General features: G+C 66.9%; 14 protein-coding genes. 5 read left to right on the forward strand and 9 right to left on the reverse strand.

What is annotated here, in order from left to right; all coding sequences use genetic code 11:
• Window positions 1-87: 87 nt before the first annotated feature.
• Window positions 88-2,052: a prolipoprotein diacylglyceryl transferase gene (locus tag ACZ52D_RS02450; protein WP_464442445.1), complete on the forward strand. Its 1,965-nt coding sequence runs from the start codon at window positions 88-90 to the stop codon at window positions 2,050-2,052.
• A gap of 170 nt (window positions 2,053-2,222) precedes the next feature.
• Here the strand turns inward: ACZ52D_RS02450 and ACZ52D_RS02455 are convergent, their stop codons facing one another.
• From ACZ52D_RS02455 to nthA, 5 genes are all read right to left on the reverse strand, one after another.
• Window positions 2,223-2,459, reverse strand: a complete 237-nt coding sequence (locus ACZ52D_RS02455) for a DUF2842 domain-containing protein (RefSeq protein WP_222454043.1) — start codon at window positions 2,457-2,459, stop codon at window positions 2,223-2,225.
• On the reverse strand, window positions 2,459-3,772 hold the full coding sequence (locus tag ACZ52D_RS02460) for an adenylosuccinate synthase (protein WP_222454044.1): 1,314 nt from the start codon (window positions 3,770-3,772) through the stop codon (window positions 2,459-2,461). Before ACZ52D_RS02460 ends, ACZ52D_RS02455 begins: the two co-directional genes overlap by 1 nt.
• A gap of 628 nt (window positions 3,773-4,400) precedes the next feature.
• Entirely contained in the window at window positions 4,401-4,733 is a 333-nt protein-coding gene (locus ACZ52D_RS02465) for a nitrile hydratase accessory protein (protein WP_464442446.1), read from the reverse strand.
• Window positions 4,730-5,407 (reverse strand): nitrile hydratase subunit beta, encoded by a 678-nt coding sequence (gene nthB / locus ACZ52D_RS02470; protein ID WP_464442447.1) that lies wholly within the window; start codon window positions 5,405-5,407, stop codon window positions 4,730-4,732. Before nthB ends, ACZ52D_RS02465 begins: the two co-directional genes overlap by 4 nt.
• Window positions 5,404-6,030 carry a nitrile hydratase subunit alpha gene (nthA, locus tag ACZ52D_RS02475; protein ID WP_464442448.1) on the reverse strand — a complete coding sequence of 209 codons (627 nt, stop codon included), beginning with the start codon at window positions 6,028-6,030 and terminating at the stop codon, window positions 5,404-5,406. Before nthA ends, nthB begins: the two co-directional genes overlap by 4 nt.
• Window positions 6,031-6,205: 175 nt before the next feature.
• On the opposite strand from nthA, the gene secG reads away from it, so the two are divergent.
• Window positions 6,206-6,568, forward strand: coding sequence for a preprotein translocase subunit SecG (secG, locus tag ACZ52D_RS02480; protein WP_464442449.1), 363 nt, complete (start codon window positions 6,206-6,208; stop codon window positions 6,566-6,568).
• Between the two features lie 172 nt (window positions 6,569-6,740).
• The gene (locus ACZ52D_RS02485; protein ID WP_222454049.1) at window positions 6,741-8,384 is read left to right on the forward strand and encodes a CTP synthase; all 1,644 of its coding nucleotides are present in this window, start codon (window positions 6,741-6,743) and stop codon (window positions 8,382-8,384) included.
• A 296-nt stretch (window positions 8,385-8,680) separates the two neighbouring features.
• Here ACZ52D_RS02485 and ACZ52D_RS02490 read toward each other — a convergent pair whose 3' ends face one another.
• Complete coding sequence (locus ACZ52D_RS02490; RefSeq protein WP_222454050.1) at window positions 8,681-9,061, reverse strand: DUF983 domain-containing protein; 381 nt, start codon at window positions 9,059-9,061, stop codon at window positions 8,681-8,683.
• A gap of 152 nt (window positions 9,062-9,213) precedes the next feature.
• On the opposite strand from ACZ52D_RS02490, the gene ACZ52D_RS02495 reads away from it, so the two are divergent.
• Together ACZ52D_RS02495 and ACZ52D_RS02500 are read left to right on the forward strand one after the other, a co-directional pair.
• Window positions 9,214-10,611: an aminotransferase-like domain-containing protein gene (locus ACZ52D_RS02495; RefSeq protein ID WP_464442450.1), complete on the forward strand. Its 1,398-nt coding sequence runs from the start codon at window positions 9,214-9,216 to the stop codon at window positions 10,609-10,611.
• Between the two features lie 160 nt (window positions 10,612-10,771).
• Window positions 10,772-11,674: a fructose bisphosphate aldolase gene (locus tag ACZ52D_RS02500; protein WP_417473363.1), complete on the forward strand. Its 903-nt coding sequence runs from the start codon at window positions 10,772-10,774 to the stop codon at window positions 11,672-11,674.
• Between the two features lie 132 nt (window positions 11,675-11,806).
• On the opposite strand, the gene ACZ52D_RS02505 is transcribed toward ACZ52D_RS02500, so the two are convergent.
• The 3 genes from ACZ52D_RS02505 to ACZ52D_RS02515 form a co-directional block, all read right to left on the reverse strand.
• Complete coding sequence (locus ACZ52D_RS02505) at window positions 11,807-12,028, reverse strand: hypothetical protein (RefSeq protein WP_464442451.1); 222 nt, start codon at window positions 12,026-12,028, stop codon at window positions 11,807-11,809.
• Between the two features lie 57 nt (window positions 12,029-12,085).
• Entirely contained in the window at window positions 12,086-12,283 is a 198-nt protein-coding gene (locus ACZ52D_RS02510; RefSeq protein WP_222454054.1) for a hypothetical protein, read from the reverse strand.
• 386 nt (window positions 12,284-12,669) lie between these two features.
• Window positions 12,670-13,455: a crotonase/enoyl-CoA hydratase family protein gene (locus ACZ52D_RS02515; RefSeq protein ID WP_464442452.1), complete on the reverse strand. Its 786-nt coding sequence runs from the start codon at window positions 13,453-13,455 to the stop codon at window positions 12,670-12,672.

The following is a 13,455-nucleotide window of genomic DNA, read 5'->3' on the forward strand; positions in this document are numbered from 1 at the left end:
TACGATCTATTGCACGAATTCGAGCAAAATTGGTCCTTCCAGCCCATATGGTGAATGGAAGCAACTGTGGCGAAGACGAGCGAGCTGATGGTACAAAACAACAAAGTCCTGACCGTCTCCTATGGAACCTTTTCCTGCACATTGGAAGGGTTCGAGGATTCCTTCGGCACGATGAAGGCCATCGCCGAGTATTTCCGCGACCTGGCCTCTGAAGACCGGTACTTCGGTGCCGAGCCGCCGCAGCCGGATGCCGACATGCTCGCCCGCATTGCCCAGCGCGAGATCGCCCGCCAGGTCGAGGCGCGCACCAGCGAGGGTGGCATCCACCTGCGCGCCGCGGCGCTTTCTGCCGCCCCGGCGGAACCGCCGACGCAAACCGCCCCTCCCGCCGGCCCCCAGGCGGATACCACGGCGCAGCCCTCTCCCGCCGCCTATCTGGCCACCGAACGCCCGGCGCAGACCCTGCCGACGGCCGCGCAGGCCGAGCCGCAAGCTGAACCTGCCGCCGCGGCTGAAACCGCCCCGGAAGCCGCCGTCGTGGCCGAAGAGGTCGAGGACTGGAGCCTGACCGAAGCCGAAGCCGAAGCCGAAGCCGAAGCCGAAGCCGAAGCCGAAGCCGAAGCCGAAGCCGAAGCCGAAGCCGAAGCCGAAGCCGAAGACACGATCGCCGCTGTGCTCGCCAGTGCAAGCGCCTCCGACGCGCCGGAAGAAACCCGCCCGTCGGGCGCAACTGCCGCACAGCCCGAGCCCGAGGACACCCCGGCCCCGGACAGCATCGCCGCCAAGCTGCAGCGGATCCGCGCCGTGGTCGCTCGCGCCCCGGAACCGGAAGAGGAATTCTCCGAGGACGAACACGCCGACGACGTACTGGAAAACGCGGCCGCCGACATCTCCAGCGCGATGCAGGACGGCGACGAGTCCGACGCGCCCGATTTCGACGACGAAAGCGACGACGAGATCGCCCGCGCGCTGGACCGACTCGACATCGAAGCCGAGGCCGACAGCGCAGCGCCGTCCGAGGCAGAGGCCGACGCGGAAGAGGCCACCGAGACGGAATCGCAGCCCGCGCCCGCCGCCCAACCCCGCATCCGCGTCGCCAAGGTAAAGCGCGCCGATTTCGAGAAAGCCGTCGCCGCCGGTCAGCTGGAAGAAACAGCCGACAGCGACGACGAGCAGGCCGACCACGCCGCGCCCGAGGCCCCCGCCGAACTCTCCGAAGAGGATGAGGCCGACCTGATGCGGGAACTGGCCGAGGTCGAAGCGGAGATTCTCGCCGCCGGGCAGGAGCCCGAGGAGGAGACGGCACCGGACACCCCGGTCGAGACCGCGTTTGCCCCTGCGCCGCACGCGGAAACCCCGCCCGCCGCGCCTGCGACGGACCTGCCCGACAGCGATGTATCGCGGCTGATGGCCGCCGCGGACGAGCGGCTCGAAGAACCCGAATCAGCCTCCACGCGGGAGGCCTACAGCCATCTGCGCGCCGCCGCTGCCGCGGCCAAGAACGGCGAGACCGACGGCTCCGGCGATGACGAGGCCCAGCCCTACCGCGAGGATCTGGCCAGCGTGGTGCGCCCGCGCCGCCCGGAAACCCGTGCCAAGCCCCGCGACGCCGGTGGCGATCGCCCGCGCATCGCGGTGAGCCGCCCGGCGCCGCTGAAACTCGTGGCCGAGCAGCGCATCGACGAAACCAGCCAGCCACAGCAGCCGGTGCGCCCGCGCCGGGTGTCCGCGGCAATTCTCGAAGAGCCCTCCCCCGACGCCACCGGCAGCAGCTTTGCCGATTACGCCGAGGAGCGCGGCGCGGTGGAACTGCATGAATTGCTCGAAGCCGCCGCCGCCTATCTCAGCTTCGTCGAGGGGCGAGACCATTTCTCCCGTCCGCAGCTGATGAACAAGGTCCGCAGCAGCGGTGCCGGCGACTTCAACCGCGAGGACGGGCTGCGCAGCTTTGGCCAGCTCCTGCGCGAAGGCAAGATCGAACGGTCCGGCAACGGCAAGTTCACCGCCTCCGGCGAGATCGGCTTCCAGCCCGGCAAACGCGCCGCGGGCTGAACCTCCGAACAGGAATCAAAAAAGGCGGCCTCCGGGGCCGCCTTTTTCAATTCAGCACAACGCGCTGCCGCTTCATCTTTCCCCAAAATACTCCGGGGTGAATTGGCCCGCAGGGCCAAGAGGGGCAGCGCCCCTCTACCAGGCAAACCTGCGGGGCAGAGCCCCTCCGCTTACTCGCCGTCCGCGTCCGGGTCCGCCTGTCCGACGCCGCGGAAGACAAACTTGAACGGCAGCACCCAGACGATGCCCAGCGCCACATAGACCACCAGCTCCAGCCACAGCGGCGGCCGGTCCAGCCAGTTCATCACCGTGACCGCGGCCACGATGTAAACCGGCATGCCCACCAGCAGGATCACCAGCGCCCAGCGCCGCCGCGCCTTGTAGCTCAGGCCTTGCTTCTCTGCCATCAGTCGGCAAACGGGTCGGTCACCAGGATGGTGTCGTCCCGCTCCGGGCTGGTGGAGAGCAGCGCCACCGGGCATTCGATCAGCTCTTCCACCCGCTTCACATACTTGATCGCGTTGGCCGGCAGGTCGTTCCAGCTGCGCGCGCCTTCGGTGGATTCGCTCCAGCCCGGCATTTCCTCGTAGATCGGCTTGCAGCGGGCCTGCTGGTCGGCAGCGGTGGGCAGGTAGTCCAGCCGCTCACCATCCAGCTCATAGCCGGTGCAGATCTTCAGGGTTTCAAAGCCGTCCAGCACGTCCAGCTTGGTCAGGCAGATGCCCTTGATGCCCGAGGTCGCGCAGGTCTGGCGCACCAGCGCGGCATCGAACCAGCCGCAGCGGCGCTGGCGGCCGGTGGTGGTGCCGAACTCATGGCCACGGGTGCCCAGACGCTCGCCATCGGCATCGGGCTTGCCCTCGGCGTCCAGCAGCTCGGTCGGGAACGGACCTTCGCCGACGCGGGTGGTGTAGGCCTTGACGATGCCCAGCACGTAATCGATCGAGCCCGGCCCGATGCCCACGCCGGTCGCGGCCTGCCCCGCAATCACGTTGGACGAGGTCACGAAGGGATAGGTGCCGAAATCGATGTCCAGCAACGCGCCCTGCGCGCCTTCGAACAGGATCCGCTTGCCCGCCTTGCGCTTTTCGTTCAGCACCTTCCAGACCGGTGCCGCGTAGGGCAGGATCTTCGGTGCGATCTCTTTCAGCTGGGCAATCAGCGCATCGCGGTCGATTGCCTCGACGCCGAGGCCCTTGCGCAGCGGATCATGGTGCTGCAACGCGCGGTCAACGCGGGCGATCAGCGTCGCCTCATCGGCCAGGTCCGCGACGCGGATGGCGCGGCGGCCGACCTTGTCCTCATAGGCCGGGCCGATGCCACGGCCGGTGGTGCCGATCTTGGTGCCCTTGCTTGCCGCTTCCTCGCGCGCGCGGTCCAGCTCGCCGTGCAGCGGCAGGATCAGCGGGGTGTTTTCCGCGATCATCAGCGTCTCCGGCGTGATCTCCACGCCCTGGGCGCGCACGGTCTCGATCTCTTTCAGCAGGTGCCAGGGGTCCAGCACCACGCCGTTGCCGATGACCGACAGCTTGCCACCGCGCACCACGCCCGAGGGCAGCGCGTGCAGCTTGTAGACCTTTCCGTCAATGACCAGCGTGTGGCCGGCGTTATGGCCGCCCTGAAAGCGTGCGATCACATCCGCGCGCTCGCTCAGCCAGTCCACGATCTTGCCTTTACCTTCGTCGCCCCACTGGGCGCCGACTACGACGACATTGGCCATATCCGGTCCTTTACAGTCTTTGGTTCAAACCCACGCTCATATAGCGATGCTGCGCAGGCAGGGGAACCGGTTTTTCGCCGCAGGGGGCAGTGTTTCACCGCAACGCGTGCCGCCCCACGTCCGTAATCAAGCCGCAGGCGCCGGGCGAGCGCCTGCCCGCCCCACCGGGCTGGCGCTTTGGTACAGGTATCGCTTCACTGCGGCCTAATACGGATTTTGCTGACATAATCTGCCCGACACGACCCAATCAGCGCCACCCCGCGGTCAGGCGCTCGCCCTCATTGTACCGTCTCCAAGCGGGTGTTGCGCAACCACCGTACGCCCGCTTCACGCAATCCTCATACCGACCTGCCAGACTGCCCCTGATCGCGATCCCCCGCCATGATCCTTGCGCAAGGGTCATGATACGTGGCGCAGGCATCTGTGCGGCTGCCTGCGCATCACCCGGAGACCGGCCCCGATAAAAAGGGGGTCGTTCAGGAAGTCCTGTCCGAGCCTCCCCCGCGGGGGAGCGTCCATCCTCCACCCGGCGGCGCCGCCCCCTTTATCAGGGTATAGCGCAGAACCAGAGCAACAACGCTGAAACACCCGCCCCGGCGCCCGGCCGCGGCGGCCAGGGCTGCCGGGGTCACTCCGACAGATGCACCGGCGCGCCATGCGGCGTGGTCAGATAGGCCTCCTCCCAGCGCTTGCGCATCTGCTCGGCCTCGGCCGGGGCCACCGCGCCGTCTTCCGCCAGGTAGCTCTCCAGCGTTTCCAGCCAGGCGCGAAAGTAATCCTCGCCGCCGTCCAGATCACGGTTCAGCCCGTGCCGCTTCAAGGTGGCCGAGAACCGCTGCACCCAGTCGGCCCAGCTGAACCGCCCGGCCTCGTTCAGATGCACCGTCAGGGCAAAGACCTGCGCGTGCCAGGGTTCGGCAAAGACCGGCTCCGGCGCGGAAACCTCGGCACAGCTGCTCATAGCGGCTCCAGGTAGCTTTGCCACAGATCCAGCACCACCTCGTCATCGGGGTGTTCGGGATGCGCCCACAGCTGGCTCGCGGCAAAGCGAACGGCATAAAGCGGCTCCGGTGCCTCGCCCAGCCCGTGGGCATTGCTGTCGGGCAGCACATGGCTGCCGTGCAGCCGCAGGATCTGGCCGCAGGCCCCGGCCGCGTAGCGCGGCAGCCGGGTGTGGCCGCCCGGCTTCAGCACATTCTCGGCAGGTCGCCGCGTGCGCACCGCCTGCCCGGGGGAAAACCGCGGTGCCGGGCCGCCATCGCGGGCCGCCGGGCCGCCCCTGGCCAGTGCCGCCGCGACGTCTTGTGCCTGCAGCGCCCGCCCGGCCAGCGCGTGCAGCTCGGCCGTGCCCTTGCCCTGCAGGTCGGCCTCGCTCAGCACGCCGGTTTCCACCAGCAGGTCGGCCAGCGCGGCGATCCATTTCTCGTAATAGGAAAAACGGCTGTAGTCCCCGGGCGACAGCCGCTCGCGCGCGTGACGCGAGACGTCGATGTTCCACTGGCCCAACGCGCCGCAGGCCAGCGTCACCGCCAGCGCGCGACCGTGCCAGTCCTGCGCAAAGACCGGCGCGTCCGCGGCCTCTGGCCTTACCGGCCCGTCGCCGAATCGCCCGCCCATGTCATGCACCCGAGTCATGGCTGCGCCTGCCCCGGCACCACCGGCAGGGCGGTTCCGATCATGCTGTCACGGCTGACCAGCGCCGCCAGCGCCGCCTCGTCCAGGCCCTCGGTGCCTTTGGGCCGCATCGGCAGGACCAGATAGCGGACCTCGGCCGTCGAATCCCAGACCCGCACCGCGGTTTCCGGCGGCAAGGTGACACCGAATTCCGCCAGCACCTTGCGCGGCTCGCGCACCGCACGGGCGCGGTAGGCGTCGGATTTGTACCAGCCGGGCGGGATCCCCAGCAAAGGCCACGGGTAGCAGCTGCACAGGGTGCAGACTATCATGTTGTGGCGCTGGGGCGTGTTCTCCACCACCACCATATGCTCCCCCTGCCGCCCGTAGTAGCCAAGCTCCGCCAGCACCGGGTCGGCATCCGCCAGAAGTGCGGCCTTGAACCCGGGATCGCGCCAGGCCCGCGCCACCACCCGCGCCCCGTTCTGCGGGCCGATGCGGTTCTGGTAGGTGTCGATGATCTCCTCCAGCGCGGCGGGATCGACCAAGCCTTTTGCGGTCAGAATCGTCTCCAGCGCTTTCACCCGCAGGGCGGGGTCCGGGGGCAGATGGGCGTGCGGGTGGTCAGGCAAGTCATGCGGCATAAGGGCAGACTGCGCCGCCCCGCGCGCCCTGTCCAGCGCCCTTTGATGATAGGAGAAATCAAGATCCGTGATGCAGCTTGGCCATTGCCGGCATCGCAGGCAAACTGAGCCCTTGCCCCCCCGGCCAATCTTCCCTATTTACCGCCCGATACTCAGCCAACCGCCGCAGGGACCCATGGAAAACGTTGTTCTCATCATCCATCTTCTTCTGGCTCTCGGCCTGATTGCCATTGTCCTGCTGCAACGCTCCGAGGGCGGCGGTCTGGGCATGGGCGGCGGCGGCGGCGGGGCGATCTCCGGCCGGGCCGCGGCAACCGCGCTCAGCAAGCTGACCTGGCTGCTGGCCATTGCCTTTGTCGGCACCTCGATCACCCTGACGGTGCTGGCCGCACAGAAATCCGCGGGCTCCTCGGTCGCCGACCGGCTGACCGTTCCGCAGGCCGAAGGCCAGGCTCCGGCAGCTCCGCCTGCTCTGGGCAGCGATCTTCTGCCGCCGAGCGAAGGCGACAACGCACCGCTGGTGCCAAGCCTGGACTAAACCACTATACCTTGACGGGTTTTCGGGAACTGCAACAGCATCTTGCGGTTCCCTTGCGCATGATGCGCGAATCCTCTATATATGAAGTCCCGTGATGCTGCGGTTTTTCGGATGATTCCGATCACCGCCGGGCAGCTGAAATCTGACTTCTCACGGGGGCAGCCGAACACATATGGCGCGTTTTATCTTCATCACTGGCGGTGTTGTTTCATCACTGGGCAAAGGTCTGGCTTCGGCGGCACTGGGGGCACTTCTGCAGGCTCGCGGCTATTCCGTTCGCCTGCGCAAGCTGGACCCCTATCTGAACGTCGATCCCGGCACCATGAGCCCGTTCGAGCACGGCGAGGTTTTCGTCACCGACGACGGCGCCGAAACCGACCTCGACCTCGGCCACTACGAGCGCTTCACCGGGGTGCCTGCCCGCAAGACCGACTCGATCTCCTCGGGCCGGATCTACACCAACGTGCTGGAGAAGGAGCGCCGCGGCGACTACCTCGGCAAGACCATCCAGGTCATTCCGCACGTCACCAACGAGATCAAGGACTTCATCTCGATCGGCGAGGATGAGGTCGACTTCATGCTCTGCGAGATCGGCGGCACCGTCGGCGACATCGAGGGCCTGCCCTTCTTCGAGGCGATCCGCCAGTTCGCCCAGGACAAGCCGCGCGGGCAGTGCATCTTCATGCACCTGACCTTGCTGCCCTACATCAAGGCCAGCGGCGAGCTGAAGACCAAGCCGACCCAGCACTCGGTGAAGGAGCTGCGCTCGATCGGCCTTGCCCCCGACATCCTGGTCTGCCGCTCCGAAGGGCCGATCCCGAAGAAAGAGCGCGAGAAGCTGGCGCTGTTCTGCAACGTCCGCCCCGATTCGGTGATCGCCGCGCAGGACCTGAAATCGATCTACGAAGCGCCGCTGGCCTACCACCGCGAGGGCATGGACCAGGCCGTTCTGGACGCTTTTGGCATTGCCCCTGCCCCCAAGCCGAACCTGGCGCGCTGGGAAGATGTGGCTGACCGCATCTACAACCCCGAGGGCGAGGTGAAGGTGGCCATCGTCGGCAAGTACACCCAGCTGGAAGATGCCTATAAATCCATCGCCGAGGCGCTCACCCACGGCGGCATGTCGAACCGGGTGAAGGTCAAGATCGAATGGGTCGACGCCGAGCTGTTCGACAAGGACGACGCCGCGCCCTACCTGCAGGGCTATCACGCGATCCTGGTGCCCGGCGGCTTTGGCGAGCGCGGCACCGAGGGCAAGATCAAGGCGGCGCAATACGCGCGCGAAAACAACGTGCCCTACCTCGGCATCTGCCTTGGCATGCAGATGGCGGTGATCGAAGCCGCCCGCAACGTCGCAGGCATCGCCGAAGCCGGTTCGGAAGAATTCGATCACGAGGCCGGCAAGAAGCGGTTCGAGCCGGTGGTCTATCACCTCAAGGAATGGGTGCAGGGCAACCACAAGGTCAGCCGCACCGCCGATGACGACAAGGGCGGCACCATGCGCCTGGGCGCCTATGACGCGACGCTGAGCGAAGGCTCGCTGGTGTCGCGCGTCTATGGCAGCACCCATATCGAGGAACGCCACCGCCACCGCTACGAGGTGGACATCAAGTATCGCGAGAAACTGGAGGCCTGCGGGCTGCATTTCTCGGGCATGTCGCCTGACGGCCGCCTGCCGGAGATCGTCGAATGGAAGGACCACCCCTGGTTCATCGGCGTGCAGTTCCACCCCGAGCTGAAGTCCAAACCCTTTGCGCCGCACCCGTTGTTCGACGACTTCGTGCGCGCAGCCAAGGAAGCCTCGCGGCTGGTCTAAGCGCTGGCGGGCGGCGGCGCTCCCGCCCGTCGACGGCGCCATCCGGGATGGCGCCTTGCCAGTTGGGCCCGGCGCCGCTTCGCGGCGCTGGGAGAAACAGGAAAAAGGCGGGCCATCGGCCCGCCTTTTGCATTTTGGTTTCCCGAACCAGGTATCCGATCCACGCTCCCCACCGGCATCCGTCCCCCTCCGGCATCCGTCGCCACGTCCGTTGATGCGGGGGATAGGGCGTGTCCCTTGCGCGCGAGGCCGCCTCGGCCCGGTCTGCGACCGGGACCCAGCACGCGATAACAGGATCAGAAGCCGTGCATCCGCTTGGCCCATTGATAGGCCACCACCAGCCCCTTCATGCGCGGCAGCATCACCAGCGAGGCGACCACCGTGACCACCGACAGGATCAGCGCCAGCGTCCAGGGATCCGGTCGCAGCTGCACGTAGACAATGTGCAGAACGAAGCCCAGAATATGGCCAACCACCAGGATGGTCAGATAGGCCGGCCCATCGTCCGCGCGCTGGTGATGCAGCTCCTCGCCACATTCGCTGCAGCCGTCATTCACCTTCAGGTAGCTGTGCAGCAGCTTCCCCTGCCCGCAGGCGGGACAGCGCAACCGCAGCCCGTTCACAAGCGCAGGCTTCATCGCCCGCACGTCCTGTTCCATCAGATCGGTGCCACTCATTTGCGCGTCTCCTTGGCTTTACAGCCTGATACCGTGATTCCGTCATTGCATGCAATCAATATGCAGTCATTTATCTTGCATAGATTGTCGCAGTTTGGCATTGAACCAGTCAATTCCGAAACAAAGTGACCAGCTGACGGGAGATGAGGCAGATGGACGACTGGAGCCCGGAACGGCTGGCAGAGGCGCTGAACGGCGGCAGACCGCGCTATCTGGAGATAGCCGAGGCGATCGGTGCGGATATCGACGCGGGCGTGCTGTCACCGGGCGACCGCCTGCCGCCACAGCGGCGGGTGGCGCAGCAGCTGGGGGTGGATTTCTCGACCGTGGCGCGGGGTTACGCCGAAGCGGTGCGGCGCGGCTATATCGAGACCTTCGTCGGCCGCGGCACGTTTGTCAAAGCCCCGCAGCCGCAGCCCCTGCGCCCCGATCCGCGCCGGGCGCGGGAAGAAGACCCGATGATGAACATGCCCCCCGAGCCGGAGGATCCGGCGCTTGTTGCCCGGATGCAGGCGGGTCTGGCGCATGTCTCGGCCAACCTGCTGCCCCTGCTGCGCTACCAGTCGGTCACCGGCAGCCCGCAGGACCGCGAGGTGCTGTGCGACTGGCTGCAAGCCAACGGCCTGCCCTGCGCGCCGGAGCGGCTGGCGCTGACCCCCGGCGCCCATGCGGCGCTGTACGCAATCCTGACGGTGTTGTGCGAACCCGGCTCGGTCGTGCTGTGCGAGGATGTCACCTACCCGGGCTTGCGGGCGATCGCGGCACAGCTGGGCGTGCAACTGGTCGGCCTGCCCGGCGACGAAGACGGGATCGATCCGCAGGCGCTGGAGGCCGCGATCCGCAGCCATTGGCCCGCGGCGCTCTATCTCAATCCGACGCTGCACAATCCCACCACCCGCACCATGCCCCTCACACGCCGCCAGCAAGTGGCCGCGGTGCTGGCCGAGCATGACCTGCCGCTGGTCGAGGACGACGCCTACTGCCTGGTGGCGCCCCCGCCGCCAACGCCGATCAGCACGCTGGTGCCGGAGCTGGGCTGGCACATCGCCGGCCTGTCCAAATGCCTGGGCGCGGGGCTGCGACTGGCCTGCACCACGGTGCCGCAGCAAAGCCAGATGGGCCGGTTCAGCCAAGCCCTGCGGGCCCTGCACGTGATGGTCTCGCCGCTGACTCTGGCCCTGCTGACACGTTGGATCGAGGATGGCACCGCCGCGGAGCTGCAGACCCACTTGCGTGAGGCCGCGCGCGCGCGGCAGGCCCTGGCGGCGGAGATCCTGTCGCCGGGAGCCCCGCAAGGGGTGGCGACACGGAGCGATCCGCTGGCCTTCAACCTGTGGCTATCGCTGCCGCCGGGCACCAGCCGCGCCGAGGTGATGGGCCGGATGGCCACGCGCCAGATCGGCATTCTGCCCAGCGATGCCTTCACCGTCAGCGGCCCGCCCCCCGAGGCGCTGCGGGTCTGCCTTGGCGGGCCGATCCCGCTGCCCGCCCTGCGGGCCGACCTGCTGGCCCTGCAGGACGCGCTGAGCCGCAAAGACTGGCTGGGCTGAGCCGCGCGCAGCGGCGCGGGCCGCGCGTGCGCAACGGCGGCGACCCGTCGGCAAGCGCCCGCAAAAGCTTCACCCGTTAGCGCAATCGACCCGTTGTTTTCGCACCATTTCGCGGTATAGACAGCCCGACGACAGATATTTCCAACAAGAGTGACGCATCATGGCAAAAGACGCTTCCACCCAGCAGGCTCAATTCGACCGCATTGCCACCGGCAAAGGGTTCATCGCGGCACTGGACCAGTCCGGCGGCTCCACCCCGAAGGCGCTGAAGCTGTACGGTGTGAACGAAGACGCCTACTCGAACGATGACGAGATGTTTGCCGAGATCCACAAGATGCGCACCCGCATCATCACCTCGCCGAGCTTCACCCAGGAGCGGATCCTCGGCGCGATCCTGTTCGAAAAGACCATGGATGGCGACATCAAGGGCAAGCCGACCGCGCAATACCTGTGGGAAGACTGCGGCGTGGTGCCGTTCCTGAAGGTCGACAAGGGTCTGGCCGACGCCGAAAACGGCGTGCAGATGATGAAGCCGATGCCGGACCTCGACGCGCTGCTGGCGCGCGCCAACGACAAGGGTATCTTCGGCACCAAGATGCGCTCCGTCATCAAGGAAGCCAATGCCGAGGGCATCAAGGCGGTCGTCGCCCAGCAGTTCGAAGTGGGCAAGCAGATCGCCGCAGCCGGGCTGGTGCCGATCATCGAGCCGGAGGTGGACATCCACTCGGCCACCAAGGCCGAGGCCGAGGACATCCTGAAGGCAGAGATCGCCGCGCAGCTGGATGCCCTGCCGGCAGACACCAAGGTGGCGCTGAAGCTGACCATCCCGACCAAGCCGGGCCTGTATGACGATCTGGCCGATCACGCCAATGTGGTGCGGGTCGTGGCCCTGTCGGGCGGCTACAGCACCGACGAGGCCTGCGAGAAGCTGGCGCAGAACCCGAAGATGATCGCCTCCTTCAGCCGGGCGCTGACCGAAGGTCTGAACGTGTCGATGACCGATGCCGAATATGATGCGGCGCTGGATGCCAACATCGGCAAGATCTACGCGGCCTCGCTGTAAGCCGCAGCCACGCCAGGTTGATTTTGAGGGGGCCGCACCATCGGGTGCGGCCCTTTTTTTTTCGTGCCGATTGTTGCGCCTTAGGCCCCGCGGACCCGTCATGCGCCTTGTTGGTCGGCGGGTTGGACTGGGTCAATCTTCGGGGCGTCGCGCCAGACAGACCGCGAGGATCAGGCCCGCACCGCTGAGGAACGGCGGCCAGAAGTGACGCAGCCCGGCGGCGCTGAACCAGCTTTCGGATTGCGGCGAGGCGGTCGGGGCCAGGCTGCTGGCCACCTGCTGCCAGAACAGCACCGAGGCCAGGCATATCATCACGCCGCAGACCGCCAGCAGCCAGCGGGCGGAGCTAGGCACACCGGCCCCGCCACGCTGCCAACCTGCGCGCGGTGCAAGCGCTGCGGGGCAGCCGGATCACGCCGCCTCGGTCAGGGAGGGGCGCAGGCCGGTGCAGCTGACCCTGTTCTCATTTGCTGCCAAATATTTCTGGGCCGACTCGCGATCTCCAAAGCTCAGCGCCTCGTCGTAGAAATAGGTGATCCGGTCGCCGCTGCGCGACAGCAGCGCGCCACTTTCAAATGCAATGAACCACTTTTTCCGCACCAGATACATCAGCCTCAATCCTTCTTTTCACGCCCGATCCTGAGGTCCATGACCGCGGTCGGGTTCGCATTGCCTTGTGACCGGCTCGCCCCGACGCAAGAGGCGACGGCCTGCCCTACCGTCTTGACGCCAGACCTAGATCTGGGCGCATGCTGGCAGAGCTTGGCCAGATTTTGCGCTATTTCCTTGCCAAAAGGTTAACAAGCTCCCACCCTCCTTGCACTGCGGCAGCATTCTGCCGGCGGCGGGCGGTTTCCTGCCGGCCTCGGCGGGATGTGGAAAAATCTGGCAAGAATTTGCGTCAAATTGATGCCATACGCCTTTTCGCTTGCCAGCCCGAATTGCCGTGCCGCAGCCGCGACTCTACGGGCGGCCGTCAGCGCGGTTGACCGGGATCAGGAGAACCGTGGCGGGCGTTTTTGCAGCTGGGCAGCGACCGCTTCCATCTGGTCTGGCTGCCCGATCAGCGCCAGTTGCTCGCGGCTCTCGGCGAGCAGCACCTCGGACTGGCTGGCACCGCTTTCGGCAAGGCCGATCAGGCGTTTGGCCGCGCGGATGGCGGAGGGGCTCTGCCCCGCGACCTGTGCCGCCAGGGCCTGCGCACGCGCCAGCGGGTCGGCAGCCACTTCGGTGACCAGGCCGCAGTCCTGGGCCTCGTCGGCCGCGATCACCTCGGCCGTGTAGGTCAGGCGGCGCAGCATGTCAGAGCGCAGCAGCCGCGGCAGCAACACCATGCCGCCCATGTCCGGGATCAGCCCCCATTTCATCTCCATCACCGAGAAACGGCTGTCGGGGTGGGCAATGCGGATGTCGGCCCCGAGCGCGAGCTGCAGCCCGCCTCCGAAACAGGCGCCGTGGATCGCGGCGATCACCGGGACCGGCAGCCGCCGCCAGACCATGGCCACCTCCTGAAACCGGTTGGCGTCGTGATGGCTGCGTTGCATCACCTCCTGCGTCAGATCGCGCTGCGCGAGGGTTGCAAAACTGGCCATGTCGAGGCCGGCGCAGAAGCTCTTGCCCGCCCCCGAGAGCACCACCGCGCGGGCCTCCGTTTCCGCGAGCTGCTGCCCGGCCGCCACGATTTCGTTGATCATCGCGTCATCCAGCGCGTTGTGCTTGTCGGCACGGCTCAGGGTGACATGGGCGACGTGGTCCTTGTGGTCGATGGTGACGCGCGGCAT

Source organism: Leisingera sp. S2M4 (genome assembly GCF_055398055.1).

Coding starts and splice junctions, on each gene's coding strand:
- secG (WP_464442449.1), top strand. CDS start 6,206: ATGGAAAACGTTGTTCTCATCATCCATCTTCTTCTGGCTCTCGGCCTG.
- ACZ52D_RS02450 (WP_464442445.1), top strand. CDS start 88: ATGGTACAAAACAACAAAGTCCTGACCGTCTCCTATGGAACCTTTTCC.
- nthA (WP_464442448.1), bottom strand. CDS start 6,030: ATGCCGCATGACTTGCCTGACCACCCGCACGCCCATCTGCCCCCGGAC.
- ACZ52D_RS02500 (WP_417473363.1), top strand. CDS start 10,772: ATGGCAAAAGACGCTTCCACCCAGCAGGCTCAATTCGACCGCATTGCC.
- ACZ52D_RS02455 (WP_222454043.1), bottom strand. CDS start 2,459: ATGGCAGAGAAGCAAGGCCTGAGCTACAAGGCGCGGCGGCGCTGGGCG.
- ACZ52D_RS02490 (WP_222454050.1), bottom strand. CDS start 9,061: ATGAGTGGCACCGATCTGATGGAACAGGACGTGCGGGCGATGAAGCCT.
- ACZ52D_RS02515 (WP_464442452.1), bottom strand. CDS start 13,455: ATGCCGCGCGTCACCATCGACCACAAGGACCACGTCGCCCATGTCACC.
- ACZ52D_RS02465 (WP_464442446.1), bottom strand. CDS start 4,733: ATGAGCAGCTGTGCCGAGGTTTCCGCGCCGGAGCCGGTCTTTGCCGAA.
- ACZ52D_RS02510 (WP_222454054.1), bottom strand. CDS start 12,283: ATGTATCTGGTGCGGAAAAAGTGGTTCATTGCATTTGAAAGTGGCGCG.
- ACZ52D_RS02485 (WP_222454049.1), top strand. CDS start 6,741: ATGGCGCGTTTTATCTTCATCACTGGCGGTGTTGTTTCATCACTGGGC.
- ACZ52D_RS02495 (WP_464442450.1), top strand. CDS start 9,214: ATGGACGACTGGAGCCCGGAACGGCTGGCAGAGGCGCTGAACGGCGGC.
- nthB (WP_464442447.1), bottom strand. CDS start 5,407: ATGACTCGGGTGCATGACATGGGCGGGCGATTCGGCGACGGGCCGGTA.
- ACZ52D_RS02460 (WP_222454044.1), bottom strand. CDS start 3,772: ATGGCCAATGTCGTCGTAGTCGGCGCCCAGTGGGGCGACGAAGGTAAA.